Here is a 22085-nt window from a genome sequence, read left to right as displayed (position 1 = left end):
TTGCTTAAGGAGTATGAACATGGCTGAACTTAGATGGCACCCTTTTACAAAAGACTGGGTGATGATTGCCTCGCACCGTCAGGCGCGCCCCCAAATGCCCAAAGACTGGTGCCCTTTTTGCCCCGGCTCGGGCAAGGTACCCGACGATTATGATGTTTACAAATACGACAACGATTTTCCTGCGCTGTCGCAAAATCCGCCTGCACCCGATGATGTAGCAAACGATTTCTTTCAGACAGCCGAGGCGTATGGAAAATGCGAAGTCATTCTTTATTCCCCCGGCCACACCACCACGCTGCCCGAACTGACCGATGCACATGTTACAAAGCTGGTGGATTTGTGGAGTGAGCGTTTTACCGAGCTTTCCAAAGACGAAAAGCTGAAATACATCTTTATTTTTGAAAACCGCGGAGACGTGGTTGGCGTTACTATGCCTCATCCTCATGGGCAGATTTACGGCTACCCGTTTGTACCGAAAAAGATTGAGCTTGAAGCACAGTCTGCCAAAGAACATTTTGCTGAAAAAGGCGAGTGCATTTACTGCCGTATGCTGGAAGAAGAGCAGAGCTTTAAAAAACGTGTCATCTTCCAAACCAAGCACTTTACAGTATTTCTCCCTTTTTTCAGTGAATATCCATACGGTGTGTATATTTTCAGCAACCGCCATGCGGGTACCATTGCAGAGCTTTCCGCTGAGGAAAAAGAGGACTTGGCAGTTTGCCTCAAGCAGACTGTGGGCATGCTAGACAACCTGTTTGGCTACCGGTTCCCTTATATGATGTGCATGCACAACGCGCCCATCAATGGCGAAGACACCGGCGAATACTGGCACTTCCATATAGAGTTCTTCCCGCCGATGCGCGCCGCCGACAAACAGAAATTCAACGCGTCCAGCGAGACCGGTGTTTGGGCGCACTGCAACCCAACCTGCCCGGAGGATACCAGCGAAGAGCTGCGTCAGGCGCATAAACGTTATATCGACAGCACAAAATAATCAGATATACAGCAAAGGGACGGTATCAATCCGTCCCTTTTATTTTGCAAGGTTGTTAAAACTTTGTTAAATTTTTTTCAATATTTCAATTGCATATTTAGGGAAAATATTGTATAATAAATGCAGTTTCGGCTTTTCTTCAGCTTAGGAAGAAAAGCGAATTTGTATTCGTTAAATTTATGGTAAGGAGATAGATATTATGGATTACACACTTGCAGGCACTGTTGTACTTTCCGGCATGAGTATTGTTTTTGTTGTACTGATTTTGCTTACCTTAATCGTAATGGCTTTTGGCAAAATAATGGACAGCACGGCCAATTCCCCAAAAAACAATAACAAACAGGCTCCTCCCGCAGTAAAAGAGGCTGCACCCACACCCGCACCTAAAGCAGCCCCGATGCAGATTGTAGAGGACGGAATCTCGGACGAGGTCGTTGCGGTTATCTCTGCTTCTATCGCAGCTATGATGGGTGAATCAAAAAGCTTTGTGATTAAAAGCGTCAAACGTGCTAAAGATGCCCGTCCGGTATGGAGCATGGCTGGTATGCAGCAAAACACAAATCCGTTCTAGCAAAAACAACTTGTAGGAAAGGACAATGGATATGATTCAAGGATTTTTAGAAGCAATCCAGGGGCTTTGGATGAGCTCCGGTTTTGTAAACGTTACATGGCAGCAATGCGTTATGCTCATTATCTCTTGCGTGCTGCTGTATATGGCAATTGCAAAGGGCTTTGAGCCGCTGCTTTTGCTGCCCATTGCATTTGGCATGTTGCTTACGAACCTGCCCATGGCGAACTTGTACCACCCTGAGTTTTTCCAGATTCAGCCGGACGGCTCGGTGATGAACGCAGTAGAAATTATGAACCACGGCGGTTTGTTCGACTTATTGTATCTCGGCGTCAAGCTTGGTATCTATCCGCCGCTTATTTTCTTGGGCATCGGCGCTATGACTGACTTTGGTCCGCTCATTGCAAACCCCAAGAGCTTTTTGCTTGGCGCGGCTGCACAGCTTGGTATTTTCTTAACTTTCTTCGGTGCACTGGCAATCGGCTTTACCGGCCCCGAGGCAGGTGCTATCGGCATCATCGGCGGTGCGGATGGCCCGACCGCTATCTACGTTGCAAAAACTTTGGCGCCGCACCTGCTTGGTTCCATTGCAGTTGCCGCTTACTCGTATATGGCGCTTGTACCGCTCATTCAGCCACCGATTATGAAAGCGCTCACCTCCAAAAAAGAGCGCATGGTTGTAATGGAGCAGCTTCGCCCCGTTTCTAAAGTTGAGAAAATTGTGTTCCCCATACTGGTTACCATTGTTGTTTCATTCATCGTACCCGACGCCGCACCTCTGGTTGGCATGTTGATGCTGGGTAACCTGATGAAAGAATCCGGTTGTGTGGATAGAATTTGCAAAACCGCACAGAACGAGCTGATGAACATCGTAACCATCTTCCTCGGTGTGTCGGTTGGTGCAACTGCAACCGCAGAAAACTTCCTGTCCGGTAAAACCTTGGGCATTATCGTTCTCGGGCTGGCTGCATTCTGCGTCGGCACCGCAGGCGGTGTACTGTTTGGCAAGCTCATGTACGTGCTTTCGGGCGGCAAGGTAAACCCGCTGATCGGTTCTGCCGGTGTATCTGCTGTACCCATGGCGGCTCGTGTTTCTCAAAAAGTGGGCCAGAAAGAAAACCCTTCCAACTTCCTGCTCATGCACGCTATGGGCCCGAACGTTGCGGGTGTTATCGGCTCTGCCGTTGCAGCAGGTGTATTGCTTGCAATTCTCAAATAAGCAGTAGCTACACCCGTTCTATCCCCAATATTGCATTTGAAGACCACCTGTTTTATGCGGGTGGTCTTGTTTTTTCATTTAAAAACACCTTAGATTGTGATATAATAAAAATTGAATACTGTGGCGTTTTGCCATTGGAGGGCTTACATGAATCAAACAATTTCAGTTAACGAATATACAATTTTAAAACAAAATGCATTGAAGCAGGCTTTTGCTAAAATGAACGAAAAGCAGCGCGAAGCGGTTTTGCATACAGATGGGCCGGTACTCATTCTGGCAGGTGCCGGTAGCGGTAAAACTACGGTGCTGGTCAATCGTGTCGCCAATATCGTCCGCTTCGGCAGGGCAGCGGTTTCAGCTGCGGTGCCGAAGTGGCTTACCGAAGATGATGTGCAATTTCTAAAGGATTTTGCGGCAGGTACCGAAAGTGACCAACAGCGTCTGTCTGAAATTATCGGGGTGGACATCCCCAAGCCGTGGAATATTCTCGCCATTACCTTTACCAACAAGGCAGCAGGTGAGCTGAAAGAGCGCCTCGCAAACATGCTGGGGGAGTGCGCCAACGATATCATGGCGGCAACCTTCCACAGTGCCTGCGTGCGCATCCTGCGCCGTGAAATTGAAGCACTGGGCTATGGAAAGAGCTTTACCATCTATGACACGGATGACAGCCTGCGCGTGATTAAGGATGCAATGAAAACCCTCAGCCTCGACGATAAAACCTTTCCGCCAAAATCGGTGTTATCTGCCATTGGCAGGGCGAAAGACGATATGCTAACCCCCGAGCAGCTGGCGCAAAACAGCAACGGAGATTTTCGTACAGGTATGATTGCAAAGATTTACAAGCAATACCAGCAGACACTTAAAAATGCCAACGCGGTAGATTTTGATGACATCATTGTGCTTACGGTGCGCCTGTTTGAAGAACATCCCGACGTGCTGGAACATTATCAGAACCGTTATAAATATATCATGGTCGATGAATATCAGGACACCAACCATGCCCAATATAAGCTTGTAAGTATGCTTGCCGATAAGCACAAAAACCTTTGTGTGGTGGGTGATGATGACCAAAGCATCTATAAATTCCGTGGTGCAACGATTGAGAATATTTTGAGCTTTGAAAACCAGTTTTCCGGTGCAAAGGTAATTCGCCTTGAGCAAAACTACCGTTGCACCCAGCGCATTCTTGACGCGGCTAATGCTGTGATTGCGAACAACACCGAGCGAAAGGGCAAAACCTTGTGGACGGACAACGGTGAGGGGGAACAGGTAAAGCTGTTCCGCAGCAGTGATGAGCAAGGGGAAGCGCGTTTTATTGTTGACACTGTGCTTTCCAAAATTGAGGAGGGCGGTACATACAAGGACCATGCAGTGCTCTACCGTATGAACGCACAATCCAACATGATTGAACGTGCGTTTGTCAAGGCAGGCATTCCATATAAAATCATTGGCGGACTGCGCTTTTTTGAGCGCAAAGAAATCCGCGATATGATTGCATATCTCAGTGTCATCAACAACCCGAACGACACCGTTCGCCTCAAACGCATCATCAACGAGCCTAAGCGCGGTATTGGCGACAGCACTGTTGCGGCGGTGGAAGAGATTGCACAGAACCTCGGCATCTCTATGTTCGAGGTGATAGCGAACGCCGACAGCTACGCGCCGATTCAAAAAAAGGCAAAACCGCTACAGGAATTTGCACAGATGATTCTGGAGCTGACCGAGCTTGCACAAACCGAGCCGCTCGGCGAGCTGCTGGATGCGTTGCTGGAGAAAACCGGCTATTCAATCTTCCTGCTGGCGCAGGGCTTTGAGGGACAAACCCGTATGGAGAATATCGAGGAGCTAAAATCCACGATGGTGAAGTTTGTGGAGGAGAATGAAGAAGGTGACCTCTCACAGTTTTTGGAGGAGGTTGCCCTCTACACCGATATGGATAGGACGGACTTGGATGACGATGTGGTTGTAATGATGACCCTGCATTCCGCCAAGGGCTTGGAGTTCCCCTATGTGTTTATTGGGGGCTTTGAGGAGGGCATCTTCCCCGGTAGAATGTCAATGAACTCTCCCGCTGAAATTGAAGAGGAGCGCCGGCTTGCCTACGTAGGTATTACCCGTGCGAAAAAACAGCTATACCTTACCACAGCGGCACAGCGCCTGCTGTTTGGGCAGACCACACGCAACCGCCTTTCTCGTTTTGTAAATGAAATTCCAAAAGACTTGCTGGATGTTCAGGACGCAACCGTGAGGCTGCAACACACACCTGTGGTGCAGGATACAATTAACCCGCATACCATTAGTACCGGCGGGCTTTCGGCGGCTTCTGTCAGCAAAACGCCGCAGGTTAAGCTCGACATCAAGCCCGGGGATATGGTCAGCCACAAGGTGTTTGGCGAGGGTATGGTGCTCTCGGTCACCCCTATGGCGAATGATCTTTTGGTAGAAGCCGCTTTTGATAAGAGTGGCACCAAAAAACTAATGGCGAACTTTGCAAGATTAAAAAAGATATAAAAGATAATTATAACCGGATAAATTTTAAGCGGCATTGCCCGCAAGGAGAGTGAATCTATGAAATTTTGTCCCTATTGTGGTGAGCTGCTGCCCACCCCCAAAGCAAAATTTTGCCCTGAGTGCGGGCAGCGTTTGGTACTGCCGGCAGAGTCCGTACAGCAACCACCGGCTTCGACGGTGCGTACACAACAAACGTTTCAAGAGGAGACAAAACGTCCCACTCCCGAAGAGCTGTGGCAGCAGGCGATTAGCGAAGAACAGGAGGAAATCTCCTTTGGGGTGCAGCAGGCTGTAGCGCCTGACTCGCAAGAGCAGACAGCTCCGGTGCAAAAGACCGTGACAGTTGCAGTGGAGGAAAATGATCCATACTCTCAGCAGTGCGAAGAGCCCTATGAGGAGATGAAACGTCCCGACCCCGCGGAGCGGTGGAATCAGGCGATCAGCGAAGAGGAAGAGGAAATTTCCTTTGGGGTGCAGCAGGCTGTAGCGGCTGACTCGCAAGAACAGACTGCCCCGGTGCAAAAGGCCGTGACGGTTGCAGTGGAAGAAGATGATCCATACACTCAGCAGTACGAAGAGCCTTATGAGGAGCATTACGACCAACAAGCGGAGTGGGAGTTTGCGATCGAGGGTTTTGCGGATGAATTTGAGGAGGAGCCTGAACAGGAAGACCCAAAGCAAGGGTGCAAACGGAAGCCTATAAAACAGCCGAAAACCATTAAGGCTAAAAGCGGGATTGGTAAGATATGGCTGATTGTTTTGCTTGTGGTGATTCTTCTTGGCGGAGTAGCGGGTTTTACGGGGCTTAAAATGAATGCGAATAAGGCTCCTGAAAAAGCAGTAGATGCATTTGTGGGTGCGGTTTCTTCCGGTGACACCAAATACGTGCTGGCAAACATCGAAACCAGCGGCAGCGGGCTTACCTCGGCAGAGGATGCCAAAAAGATGTGCGCCGCGATGATGGAAAACCTCGATATGACCGTGCTAAAAGCACATCTGCTTGCGTCTGAGGGCGATTGGGCAGGCGGAAATGATGATAACTACAGCTGTTTCACGCTCAAACAAACCAAGAACAACCTGTTTTCTCAAAAGTTTGTGGTAAAGGTCAGCCCGGTACAGGTTAACGTGCAAACAGATATCAAGGATATTACGCTTTATGTGGATGACAAAAAAGTGAGTGCCGAGCAAACTGAGGATGGCTTGCTGCTGAAGCTTTCGCCCGGTACCCATACGGTTCGCGCCACCTATCAAAAATATGGTTCTGAATACGAACTGGGCAAATCAGAGTTTACAAGTTTTTCAGCAACAGAAAGCACCACTGTTTCGGTTGCGAAAAATCTGGCAAGCGCTGAGATTGAGCTTGCGGGTATCGAAACAGGCCTGCAGGTGCTGGTAAATGGCTCTAAGGCCGATCTTGCCTCCAATGGCGGGTTTATCACCATTAGCCCTGCGTTTGAAGGCATGAAAGTCACGGTAAAGTGTGATCAATACAGCCAGGATTTTAGCATAACAGGCGAAGCTCAGACCCTTTCTGTTGATTACATCAAGGAGCTGGAAACGAAATACCCCAATGCCGAAAATCCATCTGAAATGACCAACCGCCAGCTAATCAACAGCCTAGCACCACGTTTTTATGCATTCTATCAGTCTTATCTTGAAGCAATCAATAAGTGGGATAAAAATCTGATTAAAAACGTGAGTGAAGCCTATTTGGCAGACCTTGTCACCAAAATGGAGGCATACAATCAAGGGCTGCTGTTTGACTTCCACGGCCTTACCTTTGACCGCCGCAGCATTTCGCGCAGCATCAAAGATGACGAGCTGTACGCAACGTTTGATGTTCAGGCCGATTACAACTATGCCGAAAAAACCGACAGCAGCAAGTGGTTTGCAGGTGGAAACTTCCAGACTGTGACAATGCACTACAATGCCGCTGAGGGCAAGTGGGAAATTTTTGGTACGGTTATTAAGGATAGCATTACTTTCTCTGCCGAGACATTTACGATTAAACCATGATGAAAAAGGACGCAAAAGCGTCCTTTTTCTTTCACCAAAATTGCCGAACCTCATATTATGTTATTGAAGTGAATTCTTTAATAGAAAGTAATAGGAGGATTACTATGGCAGAACCAAGAGTAAATACCGGCAATAGCAATAACAATAGCGTTAGTGGTAGTGGCAGCAACAGCCTGTTTAAAGAGGCCGTCTGCATTGATACCAAGCGAATTTACGACAGCTGCAGTGCAAAAGATTGTCTTGAGGATCTCCAAGTTTATTTTGTTCCCGAAGATCAGGCGGTCATCGACAGCTGCAGCAGCATCAAAGCGAAAAGCGCCGAAATTCTCAACGTTTTTCTGGACGTGGAGCCTGTTCCCTTTAACAAAGGCTTTTACTCGGTGGATATTACCTTCTTCTTTGTAGTGAACATTCAGGTATATACCGCCACCTGTACTACACCTACCGTCATTGACGGCCTAGCACATTTTACCAAGAAAGTAATTTTGTACGGTAGCGAAGGCAATGTGCGTGTCTACTGCTCTGATAGCCAATCGCCTACCAACTGCACCAACAATATGCCTATCGCATGCGTATCGGTTGTTGATCCCATCGTTTTGGCCGCGCGCGTTTCCCCCTGCCACGATCACTGCCCCTGCCGCATCGAAGTTCCCAAAGATATCTGCTGCAAATTTAAGGGCGACTTCTCTTGCTGCAAACCAGAAAAATGTGTTTTTATCACCATTGGTATGTTTACTATCGTACAGTTAGAGCGTAACGTTCAAATGATGATTCCTGCATACGATTTCTGCATGCCCGATAAGGAATGCGTCACTACAACTGACGATCCTTGCGAGGTGTTTAAGGCGATTAAATTCCCAACCAGCGATTTCTTTCCCCCGCGTGAGCAGGATTGCCGTTGCAACGACTAATACCTAGCTTACAATTGTACTTATCGTCAAAAATCCACAAAAACCGTCTGTCTTAATTGATAGGCGGTTTTGTTTGTGGTATAATGTTTGCTGTATAGTTATGTAAAAAAAATTCGGAGGAAGAATAAATGCCAAAAGTCACCTTACTAAGTCACACCCCAAACCCCGAAAAAACAGTGGCTGCGGCGGCAAAACTTTGCTATAGCAGTGTGGGTGTGGATGATTTGCTTGCAGGGTTAACCGATGAAAAGACAGAGAGCTTTGTGCAAATGCTGTCAGATATCGGCCACGAAAGCCCAATTGAGCACGTAAGCTTTACGTTTGGAATTGAGGGGGTTTCGCGTGCGTTTTTGGCGCAGATTACCCGCCACCGTATCGCTTCTTACAGCGTTCAAAGCCAGCGTTACGTAAGTAAAGCCCAGTTTGAATATGTGATTCCGCCCGAAATTGAAGAAGATGACGAGGCAAAATCGTTGTTTTTACAGGCGATGAACCAGGCGGCAGAATATTACGATAAGCTTTCAGCGATACTAAAAGAAAAGCATACGCTTGATTTTATGGAACAAGGAAAGCCGGAAGCTGAAGCAAAAAAGCTTGCGGCAAAAAAGGCAATTGAGGATGCACGCTTTGTGCTGCCCAATGCCTGTGATACCAAAATGGTGGTCACCATGAATGCCCGCAGCCTACAAAACTTTTTTCGTGATCGCTGCTGCAACCGCGCCCAATGGGAGATACGTGCTGTGGCCGAGCAGATGCTGAAACTTGTTTGTGACGTGGCCCCCACGCTGTTTGCCAAAGCGGGACCGCCTTGCCTGCGCAATGCCTGCCCTGAGGGTAAAATGAGCTGCGGTAAACTCGCCGAGGTTCGCGCACATTATACCGCCCTGAAAGGAAATGACAGATGAGATTCATTGAAATAGAAGGGCTGGATGGCAGCGGCAAGGAGACACAATCAAAGCTGCTGGCACAGCGTTTGAATGAACAGGGCATTCCCGCGCTGCGCATCACCTTCCCTGATTACGAGCATCCGTGGTCGGTCTTTGTTAAGATGTACCTCGGCGGCGAATTCGGTGGCAACGTGGACGATGTAAATGCATATACTGCAACATCGTTCTATGCACTCGACCGTTACGCGAGCTTTAAGAAGAATTGGGAGCAAGCTTATAAAGAAGGCGCTGTCATTATCGCAGACCGTTATGTTGGTTCCAACCTCATTCATCAGATGAGCAAACTGCCGCGCGAGCAGTGGGATGCCTTTTTTCAGTGGCAGCAGGATTTTGAGTTTGACAAACTCGGGTTACCGCGCCCTGACAAGGTGCTGTACCTGCAAATGGAACCGAGCACCTCAAAGCGGCTGATGGAAAAGCGCTATCAGGGAGACGAAAATAAAAAAGACCTGCACGAGCGCAACTTTGCCTATTTAATGAGGTGTCGCGAAACCGCAAATTACGCGGTGCAGCGCAGCGGGTGGGAAGTGATTCGCTGCTGTGACGGAGAAGCTCCGTACACAATTGAAGCAATTCACGACAGAATTATGAGCACGCTGGGCAATTTACAGAAGTGACCCTGCCGCCGAATTGATGTAAGTACGGGTATTACCCATTGGAAGGACGGATAATTTGTTACCCTTTAAAGATGTAGAATTACAGGACAGAACATGGATTGAGGAGCGTCTCAGACAGTCGAACTTTAAAAGCTGTGATTACTCCTTTGTCAATAATTATATCTGGCGCAAGCCAAATCGAATTCAGTGGGCAGATGTAAATGGATTTTACTGCCTGAAAAGTGGGGGAGAGGGTGAAATCAATTACACCTATCCCGCAGGCAGCGGTGATGTTAGGCCGGTCATTTTGGCACTGATGGAGGACGCCGCCGAGCGTGGTATCGGGTTCCGCCTGCGCGGCATGAACCTTGAAACCGTTAAGCTCATGCAAACACTTTTTCCCGATCAGTTTGAATACACCAATAACCGCGATTTTTGCGATTATATCTACAGTGTAGAGCGTTTAACAAGCCTTGCCGGAAAAAAGCTACACGGCAAGCGCAACCATATTGCACGCTTTAAAGACAACCCGGATTGGGCTTATGAAGATATTACGGCCGAGAATATAGATGAGTGCTGGAAGATGAACACCGAATGGTGCAAGCTTTATAACTGTGTTGATGATGAAAACCTAAGCCATGAGGCTTGCGCAGTGAAACAGGCATTTCAGCATTATTTTGAGTTGGGTCTGCGGGGCGGGCTGCTGCGCCTGAATGGCCGAGTTATCGCTTACACCATGGGCGAGCCGCTTTCTTCCGACACCTATGTGATGCACATCGAGAAGGCATTTCAAGAAATTCAGGGTGCCTACCCGATGATCAATCAGCAATTTTTAATTCATAACTGTCAGGATTTTACCTACGTCAACCGAGAGGAAGACCTAGGGGATGAGGGGCTGCGCAGGGCAAAAACCTCTTATTACCCCGATATCCTGCTCGAAAAATATGTAGCTACCTTAAAAAAATAATTAACCGGGGTGTGAAGCCGGAATCGGTTTTACCGGCAGGGGGTGCAGGATGATTACCTTTGCAAAACCTGAGATGCTGCCTGAGCTTAAAGCAATCTGGAAAGAATGCTTTGGTGACGCAGATGATACGATTGATTTTTACTATAACAAGCGCTTTCGCTGTGAAAACACGCTTGTGTGGCTGGAGCAGGGGGTTCCTGCCGCTATGCTCACACTTTTGCCCGCAGAGCTCAAACAGGGCGAAGCGTATGTTCCAGTGCAGTATGTGTACGCAGTAGCAACACGCAAGGCGCACCAAGGCAGAGGCATCAGCAGCAAATTGCTTGAGTATGCGAATGGGCTGATTGCAGAGCGCGGCGAGGTATTATCTCTGCTTGTCCCTGCCCAGGGGGAGCTGTTTTCGTTTTATGAAAAGCGCGGATATACAACAACTTTTTCCATTAAAACGGCAGAACTTACTGTAGAAATTCCGGCAAGAAGCAATGTCGATTTTGTTTTTACCAATATAGCTGCACATGAATACAAGCAGCTGCGTGATGCGGCGTTCGACCGCGAGGGTTACCTGCGCTGGGATGAAACTGCAATCGCCTATGCGCTTGACGAAAACCAATTCAACGGCGGGTTTGCCTGCAAAATAATGTCGCAGTATGGACAAGCGGCCGCATTGTGTTATAAAATAAAAGATATGCTTTTTGTAAGGGAAACTACATTGTCTGCGGACGCAATGCCCGCCGCGCTAGAGGCACTGGCACTGCAGCACGGGTGTGTGCACATTACGGTGCGGCTGCCTGCCTACAGTACCTGCAGCGGTGAGCTTCGCCCCTTTGGTATGACAAGTAAGCCGCTGCAAACATGCGCGGGGTACCTTAACTTAGTTTTAGACTAGTTTTTTCGATGAACGCAGAAACAGAGAATCTCTGTGTTATGCGCAACATTTTGACATAGGAGGGAATCATTTGATTTATGTATTTATAGCAGATGGCTTTGAAGAGATTGAAGCATTGACAGTTGTTGATATACTGAGACGTGCTGAGCTTACTGTACAAATGGTGGGTGTTTCCTCTAAAACGGTACGGGGTGCACATGGCATCTCAGTGCTGTGCGATATTTTAGATTCGCAGACCGACCTCGCAGATATTGAAATGATTGTTTTGCCGGGGGGGATGCCCGGCACACTGAACCTCGAAAAATCGCCTGTTGTGCAGGCTTTTATCCAATACGCGGTGGAACGGGGTCTGCCCATAGGTGCAATCTGTGCGGCCCCTTCCATTTTGGGGCATCTTGGCTTGTTGGATCATAAAACCATCACCTGTTATCCCGGCTTTGAATCGCAGATGCCACTGGCAAACTACACCGGCAGCGCATGTGAGCAAGACGGTAATATCATTACCGGTAGCGGCGCGGGCACTGCAATGGAATTTGCACTAAAGCTGGTGGAACATCTGAAAGGCAAGGAGCGGGCAGAACTGTTAAGGGCAGCCGTGGGGTACCAATGACCGATATTCGTATTTATAAAACCAATTTACGCAACAAGTACAAGCAGCTTCGCCGGGATATGCCCCCAAACGTGAAGCTTCAGCACGACGAAAGCATCCGCAGGCGGGTGCAGAGCTTGTACCAATATAAAAACGCAAAAACACTGCTTACCTTTGTATCCACCGAGATAGAGGTGGATACCCGCACCTTGATTGCAGATGCACTAAGGCAGGGTAAGCAGGTGGCGGTTCCGCGCTGCATAGACGGCACAAGGGAAATGGAATTTTACCTGATCGATTCGCTTGACGATTTGGCCCCGCGTACCTTTGGTGTACTGGAGCCAGACCCTGGAAAGTGTGTACTGCTTACCGATTTTACAGATAGCGTTTGCATTGTACCGGGGCTTGCATTTGATTTTGCAGGCTACCGTCTGGGTTACGGTAAGGGCTACTACGACCGTTTTCTTTCCGGCTACACGCCAACCAAAATCGGCATCGTTTACTCTTCCTGCATGACACAGCGGTTGCAGCACGGAAGATACGATGTTGCGGTAAATCTGTTGGTTACTGAAAAATATTTGCGCAAAGTAAATGTACCCAACCGTTTTTCTTCACGACGATAAGCCCCCATCTCTTTCAACGGGGGCTTACCCTAGAGGCAAAGGATCAGTTGCAGAAACAGCAGAAAAAGATAACGACTAGAATGATAATCCACCACCAGCTGTTGCCACCACCCCAGCTATTACAGCCGTTGTTACAGCAGTTATTATCACGACAATTATTACAGCAGCTCACGCGTATTCACCTCCCTGTGTCAGATTGTATCTGCCTAGCAGATGCTACATACTATGTGTTTGAGCAAGATGACGTTACAGGGGAAGGTAAGTTTGGAGGAACTCTTATGGATTTTAGCGATAAAGAACATAACGAAAAGCAGGGGTTTGAGGCGAATAGACTTAATAATGCACCTGAACAGCCGAACCGTTTTGATGATGATTCGGGGGAATTGCTGTCTGCACCGCGGCAGCAATCTTCCAATAGGCAGCCGCCTCACCGCCCCGCACAGCACAGGGCACCGCAGCCCGCCAACAAGCAAAATGGGCGCCCAAAGCGTGCGAAGCCACCCAAACCTAAAAAGAAATATCGTGTTGCACGCGCGCTGCTCATTACCATTGTGTTGGTTGGGCTGGGGGCGTTCTTGGCGTTTTTTGCACTGCAAAGTGCGAGCGACCTGTTGGGGCTTGCGCAGGAGGATAACACCATCACAATTAATATTCCGGAAGGCTCCGGCACCGGTGATATCGCCAAAATTTTAAATGAAAAAGGCGTGATTGATACCCCCATTACCTTCCGCCTTTACTCAAAGCTCAAAAAGGCAGACGGAAAATATCAATTTGGTGAATATATTCTCAATTCCAATATGAGCTATGACCAGATTATCATTGCGCTTAAGAGCGGAAATGACCGACAGGATGTTGTGAAAATTTCATTCCCCGAAGGCCTCTCTCTATGGGAGGTAGGCAAAAAGCTCGAAGAAAATGAAGTGTGCACGGCACAGGCATTTGTAAATGCGCTTCAAAAACAGGCTTTTGAGTACGACTTTATGGGCGATATTCCTGTAAATGCCCCGCTTCGTTTCTATAAATACGAGGGGTATGTCTTCCCAAACACCTACGATTTCTTTGTGGGAGAGAACCCGGTATCGGTTGCGAAAAAATTCTTCAATAGCTTTAATGCGAACATTACAGCAGAAATGTATGACCGCATGAAAGAACTTGGTATGACGCTTGACGAGACAATTACGCTTGCCTCCATTATTCAGAAAGAGGCGAGTTACCCAGCAGATATGAACGCCGTCTCCGGTGTGTTCCACAACCGTTTTGCACAGGCGGACACCTACCCGCAGATGCAGTCTGATGTTACCATTTTCTATGTTGAAAAGTTTATTAAGCCGCACCTTACCACTGCAAACCAGGAGATGTACGACGCTTACAACACCTACAAATGTGTAGGGCTGCCGGTAGGCCCAATCTGCAACCCGGGTATTGATGCGATTAAGGCGGCTCTGTACCCCGACGAGAACGATTACTACTACTTCCTCACCGATAAAGAGGGCAAATTCTATTATGCAAAAACCATGGCTGAGCATGAGCAAAATATTTACACCGCCAGTAAAGTTGGCGGCGTGAACGGCATTGCCACCGATTAACCGGTGATGTTCTTACGCACAGATCATTCGGTAATACAAAGGAGAAATAATGGCTGATACAATGATACCCGAGGTGCTTGCGCCGGCGGGCGACAGAGAAAGACTAAACGCGGCGGTGTTGTTTGGTGCCGACGCGGTATACCTTGGCGGCAAGGAGTTCGGTATGCGTTCATCACCGATGAACTTTTCGCTTGACGAGCTAAAGCAGGCGGTAGAGCACGCCCATAAAAACGGTGTGCGTGTCTACCTCACCTGCAACACCGTGCCCACCAACGAAGAGATGGATAGGCTGCCCGAATATTTGAGAAACGCTGCAGCATGCGGCATTGACGCGCTGATTGTGGCCGATATCGGCGTCATGATGACAGCGAAGCGCGTAGTACCCGATTTAGAGCTGCACATGTCCACACAGGTGGGCATTGTAAACTACGTTGCCGCCTGCGAACTGCACCAAATGGGTGCAAAGCGCGTAGTGCTTGCACGTGAAATGAGCTTTGATGACATCCGTCGTATCCGCGACAAAGCGCCCGACAGCCTAGAAATTGAGTGCTTTGTACATGGAGCGATGTGTATGTCGTTTTCAGGGCGCTGCTTGCTCTCGCATTATATGGTGGGCAGAGATGCCAACCGCGGCGAATGTGCACAGCCCTGCCGTTGGGGATACCACCTGATGGAGGAGAAGCGTCCCAATGAATTCTACCCAATCTATGAGGATGAACGCGGCTCTTATATTTTAAACGCTAAAGACTTGTGTATGATCGAATACATTGATAAGCTTGCCAACGCCGGTATCAACAGCTTTAAAATTGAAGGCAGGGCGAAGTCGGCTTATTATGTTGCGGTGGTCACCAACGCCTACCGCAATGCTGTAGACAGCTACCTGCGAGACCCTGCGCATTTTAAGCTGGAGCCCTGGATAGAGGAGGAAACCCGCAAGGTAAGCCACCGCGAATATTCCACCGGTTTTTTCTTCGGCAGGCCCGAGAATGGGCAGTGCTACAAAGACGGTGGTTATGTTCGCAGCTACGATGTGGTCGCTACTGTGGATGAGTGCCGTGACGGCAGAATGTACATTACCCAGCGCAACCGCTTTTTTGCGGGCGATGAACTGGAGATTCTGGTGCCAGAGGGGGGCTCCACCCCGTTTGTTGCGCAGCAGATTTTTAACCAGTATGGCGAGCCGGTGGAAAGTGCCTGCCACGCTATGGAAAAACTCTCGATTCCTACCGACCGTCAGTTCCCCGCGGGCAGCATTCTTCGCAAGCTAAAATAGAATAGAACTTATTATTCAGCGGAATTCATTCATATTCAGCCGTTTTAGGCTGATTTGAACGGTATTCCGCTGTTTCCTTCTGTTTTTTGCTCAAAATCTAGCGATATCTCTTGCAAACGACATATTGTGTGGTATAATAATTAAGTTAAAGCCATGCAAACTTACACAAAACTACTCAGACTTTACAGGAGGTGACGTTGTGAATCCGGACCCTAGTCCTCAAAGTAATTATTTTAACAGCAAAATAAAAAAATCGGCAGGAGCAGCGTCGCTGTTTTCTGCCCCATAGAAATGGGGATATACCATGATAAACTATTACAAAACAATCGATAATCGCATCACACAGATTGATGAGATTGAGGATGGCTGCTGGGTCAGCGCCGTTTGCCCCACTGAGAGCGAGGTTGCATTTCTTACCGAAAACCTCGGCATTGATCAGGGGTTTGTTAAATCGTCTCTGGATGAGGAAGAGACCTCCCGTATTGAGCAGGAGGAGGATCAAACCCTGCTGATCGTGGACTTGCCCCTCGCTGAGAAGCAGCCCGAGAACACAATCCTATACACCACCACACCAATCGGTATTATTATGCTGCCGAAGCAGTTGGTAACCATTACCCTCAAAAATAACCCGCTGATCAGCGAGTTTGCCGAGGGTATGGTGAAAAATGTACAGACCAAGCTGAAAAACCAGTTTTTGTTTACCATGCTTTTGCGTATTGCAACCCGTTATTTGCAGTTCTTAAAGCAAATTGATAAACTATCAATGCGCATGGAGCATCAATTGCATAAATCTATGAAAAACAAGGAGCTAATCCAGCTTTTGGGGCTGGAAAAATCGCTCGTTTATTTCTCTACGTCACTCAAAGCCAATGAAATGACGATGGAAAAGATTCTGCGCGGGCGCATCATCAAGCTGTATGAAGATGATCAGGATTTGCTGGAGGATGTGCTGATTGAAACCAAGCAGGCAATTGAGATGTGTAACATTTATGCCAGTATTCTTTCCGGTACAATGGATGCGTTTGCATCGGTCATCTCAAACAACCTGAATATTGTGATGAAGGTACTTACTTCCATCACTATTTTGATGGCGATTCCGACGATGGTCTCAAGCTTCTATGGTATGAATGTCGAAGGGCTTCCACTGCCGTACTTCTGGTTTCCGTGTGCGCTGGCTGCAGTGCTTACTGTCATCGTCGCCATTATTTTGGTGAAAAAGAATATGTTCTACTAGGAAAACGCAATAAAACAATCATTAGTCATCTGCTATGGGGCAGATGGCTATGTTTTTGCGCAATTTGCATTGTCATACCCTGCAATCAATGCTATAATAAAACACAGATTCAGGCCAAAGGCTGAATGCCGTGCGCAGCGCGGTATTGCCATTTGGCAAATGTGTTTTATTACATCGGAAACGGTCTTTGCGCCCCCTGCGCGCAAACTTGTGCTATGCACAAGTACAAAACTGCGTTTTGAGGCCGCTCTATGATACAATAACAATCAAAGCAAAATTTTGCATAGGGGGAACAAAAATCGTGGAACGACAGGTGACTTTTAAAGCGAGCGTATTCGGCGGATTTCATAAAAAATCTGTTTTAAAATACATAGACGAGCTTTGTGAGCAAAACAAAACCGCTTTGGATGATTTGAACCAAAAAATTGCTGATCTGGAAGAAAAAAATCAGGCTCTGCTGGAAAACATCACTCAGCTGGATGGAAATATTCAAGGTCTTGAGGATGATTCAGCCAACCAACTGGATCAGATACAAAACCTTGAAACTACCATTGCTAACCTCAACCTTGAAATTCTCAGGCAGCAGCAGGCGATGGAGGACAAGGATCGCGATATAAAAGCACAGCAGGAGAAATGCCGACAGCTTACCCTGCGCGCTGAAAGCCTGGAACATAAGGGCAGGAAATACGATGAAGCGATGATGCAGATTGGCAGTGCGTTAATGGAGGCTCGTCATAGCGCGGATGGTATCATTAAGGCTGCCGAGCAAAAGGCGAGCCGCTTGACCGTCACCACGATAGAAAGCATTCAAAGCCTTGCGCAGCAGATCAGCACCTTTAAGGGAGATGTTTCTACGCTGCGTGTAACGCTGCAGTCCTCGATGGAAGAGCTTGAACAGCGTTTGGATGCAATTGACAATTCGATTGATACACTCGATGCCGCAGTGAAAGCCGCTGAGTTCTACAGGGAGCCGGAGCAGGCAGTAGAAGAAACTTCCGCGGTGCAAGAGGTTGAAATAGAGCCCGAGCAACAGCCTACGGGGGGGAAACCCAAGGCGCAGTCCGCTGAATTTTTTTGGTGAGCCGCAGTCTTTTTGCAGCACGCAAGCTGCAAAGGATGAAAGCGGCGGCGTAAAGCGTGGCCATGTTGTGTACAATCCTCATACCATTAAAAGCGAACCAACCGCAGAGGGCTTTTTGCGTTGGCTGATAAATAAGTTTTAACTAAAAAAGAACCTCGCGAGAGGTTCTTTTTTTAGTTATAGCTAGGCTTGGGGCGCAGTTAAAATCAAATCGCTGAAGAATTCCGGCAGATGAAAATCAGGGTGTTCGGCTGTAATGGGCATAAAGCTTGAAAAGTGTGGGTGCTCATCGTTTTCGCCCACTTTAAAAAAGTTCCCTCGCAGCACGTCACCCTCTTTAAAATCGCACCTGCCGCAGACTGCCTCCACAAAGGAAAGTGGAATCATCAGTTCCAGCTCCCAATAGCATGTGCCTAGCGTAATTTTTGGTACAGGTGGCGTAATGCCCAAGTCGGTTATGTACGTACGGTCATGGCGCGATTCCCCATATGCGCACAGCAATGCGCCATTGGCGTTCATCTCAAAGTTGATATAGCCACTTTTTTCTGACTGCGGGTAGAATGCCAAAAATGCTTCCATACAGCTGTCGGTGTAAACAGGGTCGTTCGCAGCTGTGTACCGGCGCAATGGATCTGGCTCGTCACACTTCATGCGCAGCAGAAAACCCTCGTTTTTGACAAAGGCAAGCAACCCTTGTGTTTTAGGGCGATAATTTCCGCCCCAATTGTAGCAGGACACCTCAAAACAATCACTTTGGTCCAGCTGCGACCGGTTATCCAAAATAGCCACTCGATATGGCACAATAACGCCTCCCACACAGTTTTATTTCTTTCATTTTAATGCATCCTCGCAAAAAAAGATAGTAAAAATCGTTTCAGTTTTTTTAAGAAAATCTTTCTTGCAACAAAAAAGGAACCTCATTTCTGAGGTCCCTTTTTCTTGTAAATGCCCGTCAGGACATTTATTTCATAGAGTTCTCGTAAGCCTCGATCATTTTCTTAACCATCTGACCGCCGACGGAACCAGCCTGCTTAGAGGTGAGGTCGCCGTTGTAACCCTGTTTCAAGTTAACGCCTACTTCATTAGCGGCTTCCATTTTAAACTTAGAAAGAGCCTCTTTTGCCTGAGGAACTACAGGTTTGTTTGCCATAATTGTTACACTCCTTAATTCATTGTACATTTTTCATTTTCTGTTGCGTTTGTGATATTATTATAGGCATAGACACTTAATTAATACTTGGTAATTTCTTTAAAAAAAACTACGTTATTCTGTAAATCGACATGTTTTACAAATTCAGCATTGACAGCTTGTCTAAATTGTCCGAAAGCAAAAGAACCGCAACAATGCACATAAGTGCATAGCTGTCAAATGGGCGGGAAAGTTTTATAGGCACTTCAAATGGTTCAATTACAGTTCCCAGCAAGGTGGGAATACTTCTTTGCAGGCAGATTACAGCACCGTCTGGGCTGATGCTGGAAAGTGTAAGCGTATCGGTTACCGACATCCCGCATGAAATAACGGGAATCTGCCACTCACTCAGTGCCTGCGCTGCTGCAAGATTATCCGACTGCACCACGCCAATTGTGCCGGAACGGCAGGTGCTATACTGCTTTTCAGTTGCCAAAAAATTGCTTTTGCAAAGAATTATGGTGCGTTCTTTATTATTAAAAGAAATCTGCTCGCATTCCACCAGCAGAAAATCAAATTCTTCAAGATTGTTGGATTGCTTTTTTGTGCAGGCACATGCTACTCGAAATTCTGCTGCAAGTATACGTAAAATGGTGTTTGCAAGCCTGCTGTCGTCTGAGCTGCCCAAAACGATCAGATTTATCATTTTCTCACCTCAATTTTTTGCTTAAAAGCCGCCGCATTGAAATCCTAATTACTAATCTCTGTAAAAAAACAATAAATATGTACAATTTTAAAATTAAAACAGGTCGGCTTGACAGGTATAACGAACCATCCTATAATTATTAGATAGAGCCCTTTGACGGTGATCAATATCAGGAGGAGTTTATTCTATGAATCAAAAGTTTGCAAAACTTTTTGCTTTTATTTCAGTTATGACGCTTACCATAGTAACTACAGTTGTTCCGGTATTTGCAGCAAACCCCGATACCGGAGATAAATTTAATCTGCCTTTGATGCTTGGCATTGCCGGTGGTGCGCTGTTGCTGATTATTATTACCTTGGTGCTTACCGGTAAAAAAGGAAAGAACAAAAAGAAATAAAACCAATCAAAACATCTCTACTGCACCAATAAGAAAGATGCGCCTATCAAATGATAGGCGTATTTTTTATGCCGTCTGCCAAAGGTAAAAGTTTATGCAAAAAAACTCGAAATAAAATTTATATTTTATTCTTGCAATAGTGTGTGACACACAGTATAATGTAATTAACAGTAAACGAGAGAGAGGAGAAAATCGTTTGGAGAAGGAAGAGATATTGTCAGGCCTGATTATGGAACTGAGGCGTGGTACCATCGTTCTCTGTGTTTTAAGCCAGCTGCAAGAGCCTATGTACGGGTACAACCTTGTAAATGTACTTTCAGGCAAAGGCATTGCGGTAGAAGCCAATACCTTGTACCCGCTGCTGCGGCGATTAGAGGCCCAGGGCTTATTGAAAAGCACTTGGGAGACAAGTGGGGCAAAGCCGAGAAAGTATTATTCCACTACTGCAATGGGCGATGAGATTTTTGCAAATCTGAAAAAACATTGGGATAGTTCCGTCGAGAACATGAACACACTTTGGGAGGATGATAGCAGTGAGCAATGATATGGTGGAGCGGTATGTTTATGCGGTGACCAAAAACCTTCCGGCGAAAATGCGCGGGGATATTCGGGATGAGCTGAACGGCCTGATTGTAGATATGCTTGAGGAGCGCTGCGGAGAAGTTACTCCGACAGAGCGTGACATTAGAGTGGTGCTGGCGGAGCTCGGAACCCCAGCCGAGCTCGCTGAAAAGTACAACCCGGACGGCGATAAATGCTTGATTGGTGCGCCCTACTACAGCAAATACAAAATGGTTCTCAAAATTGTTCTGGCTTCGGTGGTTTTCGGTATGGCGCTGTCCGGCTTTATCACTGTAATTTTGGATCCAGAGGCCGTTTGGTACTTTGCCATTTGGCAGTGGCTCGGAATGATTTTTATGGGGCTGGTCTATGCATTTGCCTTTGTAACAGTAATTTTTGCCGTTTTTCAGCGCAAGGGTATCAACATTGACACAGCGGAGGATCAAATCAGCAATCTGCCCCCTGTGCCAAAAAAGCGCGAAATTATCAGCAAGTGGGAGTGCATTGTTGACATTGCTTTTTCCGTTTTGTTTGCGGTAGTGTTTCTTTTTGCACCGCAGATTATCTGCGGTGTCTTTGATCAAAATTTGATTATCCCGGTGTTTGACTCAGAAAAAATTCGTAACATTTGGTATGTAATCGTAGCATTTGCCGCGCTTGGAATTATAAAAGATAGTGTCAAGCTGTACGAGGGCAGGTATACCAAGCGGTTGGCCACTGTTACTCTTGTTGTTAACATTCTAATGGTGCCTCTCACTTTTATGTTCTTGCTTGATAACCAAATTATGAACCCTGTATTTACTCAGCGCATCACCGATATGTTTGGCAAAGATGGAGCATTTATTGCAACGGCCTTCGCGAACTTTAACTTATTCTTTCTTGCAATTGTTTCTTTTGCTTTGATTTTGGATACGACTACAACCATCATCAGGGCGATGGAATCTCCCAAATAATTTGGCACTGCGGCTTCAACAATAGACATTACCTCAAAAGGGGCAGATGAATTTTAAGTTCATCTGCCTCTTTTTATCTGTTTTCTGTAATTATCCTTTGTTTTTAGAATCTATTTCCGAACCATCTCACTCTTTGTATTCCTGTATTCAAAATAATCAACAAATAAGTTGTAAAATATTCTATCATAAATCTTTTTTATATTGATGATATGGTAATCATTTGGGAAGTTGTCCTCATATACATTAGCAGGATGTTAAGTCCGGGCCAAGCAATAAAACAATAAGGAGGCAATTAAAATGGGAAAGTACATAATGGCACTCGACCAGGGAACAAC

At 46.9% G+C, this 22085-nt stretch carries 22 protein-coding genes; 19 read left to right on the top strand and 3 right to left on the bottom strand.

The annotated features are described in order from the left end of the window. Window positions 1–19 precede the first annotated feature (19 nt). The 16 genes from galT to RTV33_RS13900 all read left to right on the top strand — a co-directional run bounded on the left by galT (window position 20) and on the right by RTV33_RS13900 (window position 18004). Window positions 20–994: a galactose-1-phosphate uridylyltransferase gene (gene galT, locus RTV33_RS13975; protein ID WP_312645217.1), complete on the top strand. Its 975-nt coding sequence runs from the start codon at window positions 20–22 to the stop codon at window positions 992–994. Window positions 995–1193: 199 nt separating this feature from the next. Continuing rightward, window positions 1194–1565, top strand: coding sequence for an OadG family protein (locus RTV33_RS13970; protein ID WP_312645215.1), 372 nt, complete (start codon window positions 1194–1196; stop codon window positions 1563–1565). Window positions 1566–1590: 25 nt separating this feature from the next. Next, the gene (locus RTV33_RS13965) at window positions 1591–2781 is read left to right on the top strand and encodes a sodium ion-translocating decarboxylase subunit beta (RefSeq protein WP_312645213.1); all 1191 of its coding nucleotides are present in this window, start codon (window positions 1591–1593) and stop codon (window positions 2779–2781) included. A gap of 147 nt (window positions 2782–2928) precedes the next feature. Beyond that, window positions 2929–5295 carry a UvrD-helicase domain-containing protein gene (locus RTV33_RS13960; protein WP_312645211.1) on the top strand — a complete coding sequence of 789 codons (2367 nt, stop codon included), beginning with the start codon at window positions 2929–2931 and terminating at the stop codon, window positions 5293–5295. A gap of 57 nt (window positions 5296–5352) precedes the next feature. Next, window positions 5353–7311, top strand: a complete 1959-nt coding sequence (locus RTV33_RS13955; protein WP_312645209.1) for a zinc ribbon domain-containing protein — start codon at window positions 5353–5355, stop codon at window positions 7309–7311. 104 nt (window positions 7312–7415) lie between these two features. Then, window positions 7416–8222 carry a hypothetical protein gene (locus RTV33_RS13950; protein WP_312645206.1) on the top strand — a complete coding sequence of 269 codons (807 nt, stop codon included), beginning with the start codon at window positions 7416–7418 and terminating at the stop codon, window positions 8220–8222. Window positions 8223–8350: 128 nt separating this feature from the next. Next, the gene (gene thyX, locus RTV33_RS13945) at window positions 8351–9127 is read left to right on the top strand and encodes an FAD-dependent thymidylate synthase (protein ID WP_312645204.1); all 777 of its coding nucleotides are present in this window, start codon (window positions 8351–8353) and stop codon (window positions 9125–9127) included. After that, window positions 9124–9786, top strand: coding sequence for a thymidylate kinase (locus RTV33_RS13940; protein WP_312645202.1), 663 nt, complete (start codon window positions 9124–9126; stop codon window positions 9784–9786). Before thyX ends, RTV33_RS13940 begins: the two co-directional genes overlap by 4 nt. 55 nt (window positions 9787–9841) lie before the next feature. Continuing rightward, window positions 9842–10732, top strand: coding sequence for a phosphatidylglycerol lysyltransferase domain-containing protein (locus RTV33_RS13935; RefSeq protein ID WP_312645200.1), 891 nt, complete (start codon window positions 9842–9844; stop codon window positions 10730–10732). A gap of 49 nt (window positions 10733–10781) precedes the next feature. Next, window positions 10782–11618, top strand: coding sequence for a GNAT family N-acetyltransferase (locus RTV33_RS13930; RefSeq protein ID WP_312645198.1), 837 nt, complete (start codon window positions 10782–10784; stop codon window positions 11616–11618). Window positions 11619–11688: 70 nt separating this feature from the next. Continuing rightward, window positions 11689–12228: a DJ-1 family glyoxalase III gene (locus RTV33_RS13925; protein ID WP_312645196.1), complete on the top strand. Its 540-nt coding sequence runs from the start codon at window positions 11689–11691 to the stop codon at window positions 12226–12228. Continuing rightward, a complete protein-coding gene (locus RTV33_RS13920) occupies window positions 12225–12830 on the top strand; it encodes a 5-formyltetrahydrofolate cyclo-ligase (RefSeq protein WP_312645194.1) in 606 nt (201 codons plus the stop codon). The genes RTV33_RS13925 and RTV33_RS13920 overlap by 4 nt, the downstream gene beginning before the upstream one ends. A 278-nt stretch (window positions 12831–13108) precedes the next feature. Beyond that, window positions 13109–14416 (top strand): endolytic transglycosylase MltG, encoded by a 1308-nt coding sequence (gene mltG / locus RTV33_RS13915; protein ID WP_312645192.1) that lies wholly within the window; start codon window positions 13109–13111, stop codon window positions 14414–14416. A 49-nt stretch (window positions 14417–14465) separates the two neighbouring features. Beyond that, entirely contained in the window at window positions 14466–15689 is a 1224-nt protein-coding gene (locus tag RTV33_RS13910; protein ID WP_312645190.1) for a U32 family peptidase, read from the top strand. A 304-nt stretch (window positions 15690–15993) separates the two neighbouring features. Continuing rightward, window positions 15994–16923 carry a magnesium transporter CorA family protein gene (locus RTV33_RS13905; RefSeq protein WP_312645188.1) on the top strand — a complete coding sequence of 310 codons (930 nt, stop codon included), beginning with the start codon at window positions 15994–15996 and terminating at the stop codon, window positions 16921–16923. Window positions 16924–17224: 301 nt separating this feature from the next. Then, window positions 17225–18004, top strand: coding sequence for a hypothetical protein (locus tag RTV33_RS13900; protein WP_312645186.1), 780 nt, complete (start codon window positions 17225–17227; stop codon window positions 18002–18004). Between the two features lie 183 nt (window positions 18005–18187). Here RTV33_RS13900 and RTV33_RS13895 read toward each other — a convergent pair whose 3' ends face one another. The 3 genes from RTV33_RS13895 to RTV33_RS13885 form a co-directional block, all read right to left on the bottom strand. Then, the gene (locus RTV33_RS13895; RefSeq protein WP_312645184.1) at window positions 18188–18805 is read right to left on the bottom strand and encodes a carbohydrate-binding family 9-like protein; all 618 of its coding nucleotides are present in this window, start codon (window positions 18803–18805) and stop codon (window positions 18188–18190) included. Window positions 18806–18965: 160 nt separating this feature from the next. Next, on the bottom strand, window positions 18966–19154 hold the full coding sequence (locus RTV33_RS13890; protein WP_312645182.1) for an alpha/beta-type small acid-soluble spore protein: 189 nt from the start codon (window positions 19152–19154) through the stop codon (window positions 18966–18968). A gap of 136 nt (window positions 19155–19290) precedes the next feature. Next, window positions 19291–19839 carry a hypothetical protein gene (locus RTV33_RS13885; protein ID WP_312645180.1) on the bottom strand — a complete coding sequence of 183 codons (549 nt, stop codon included), beginning with the start codon at window positions 19837–19839 and terminating at the stop codon, window positions 19291–19293. Window positions 19840–20026: 187 nt separating this feature from the next. Here RTV33_RS13885 and RTV33_RS13880 point away from each other — a divergent pair, with 187 nt between their 5' ends. The 3 genes from RTV33_RS13880 (at window position 20027) to RTV33_RS13870 (ending at window position 21750) form a co-directional block, all read left to right on the top strand. After that, the gene (locus RTV33_RS13880; protein WP_312645176.1) at window positions 20027–20236 is read left to right on the top strand and encodes a hypothetical protein; all 210 of its coding nucleotides are present in this window, start codon (window positions 20027–20029) and stop codon (window positions 20234–20236) included. A gap of 196 nt (window positions 20237–20432) precedes the next feature. Further along, window positions 20433–20780, top strand: a complete 348-nt coding sequence (locus RTV33_RS13875; RefSeq protein WP_312645174.1) for a PadR family transcriptional regulator — start codon at window positions 20433–20435, stop codon at window positions 20778–20780. Continuing rightward, window positions 20770–21750 carry a hypothetical protein gene (locus RTV33_RS13870; RefSeq protein WP_312645172.1) on the top strand — a complete coding sequence of 327 codons (981 nt, stop codon included), beginning with the start codon at window positions 20770–20772 and terminating at the stop codon, window positions 21748–21750. Before RTV33_RS13875 ends, RTV33_RS13870 begins: the two co-directional genes overlap by 11 nt. Window positions 21751–22085 lie beyond the last annotated feature (335 nt).

It is taken from the genome of Hydrogenoanaerobacterium sp., from assembly GCF_032017025.1.
In the GTDB taxonomy this organism is placed as follows: Bacteria; Bacillota; Clostridia; order Oscillospirales; family Ruminococcaceae; genus Hydrogenoanaerobacterium.
The sequence above is the reverse complement of the archived record's forward strand: the minus strand, read 5'-3'. Positions and strand labels throughout refer to the sequence as shown.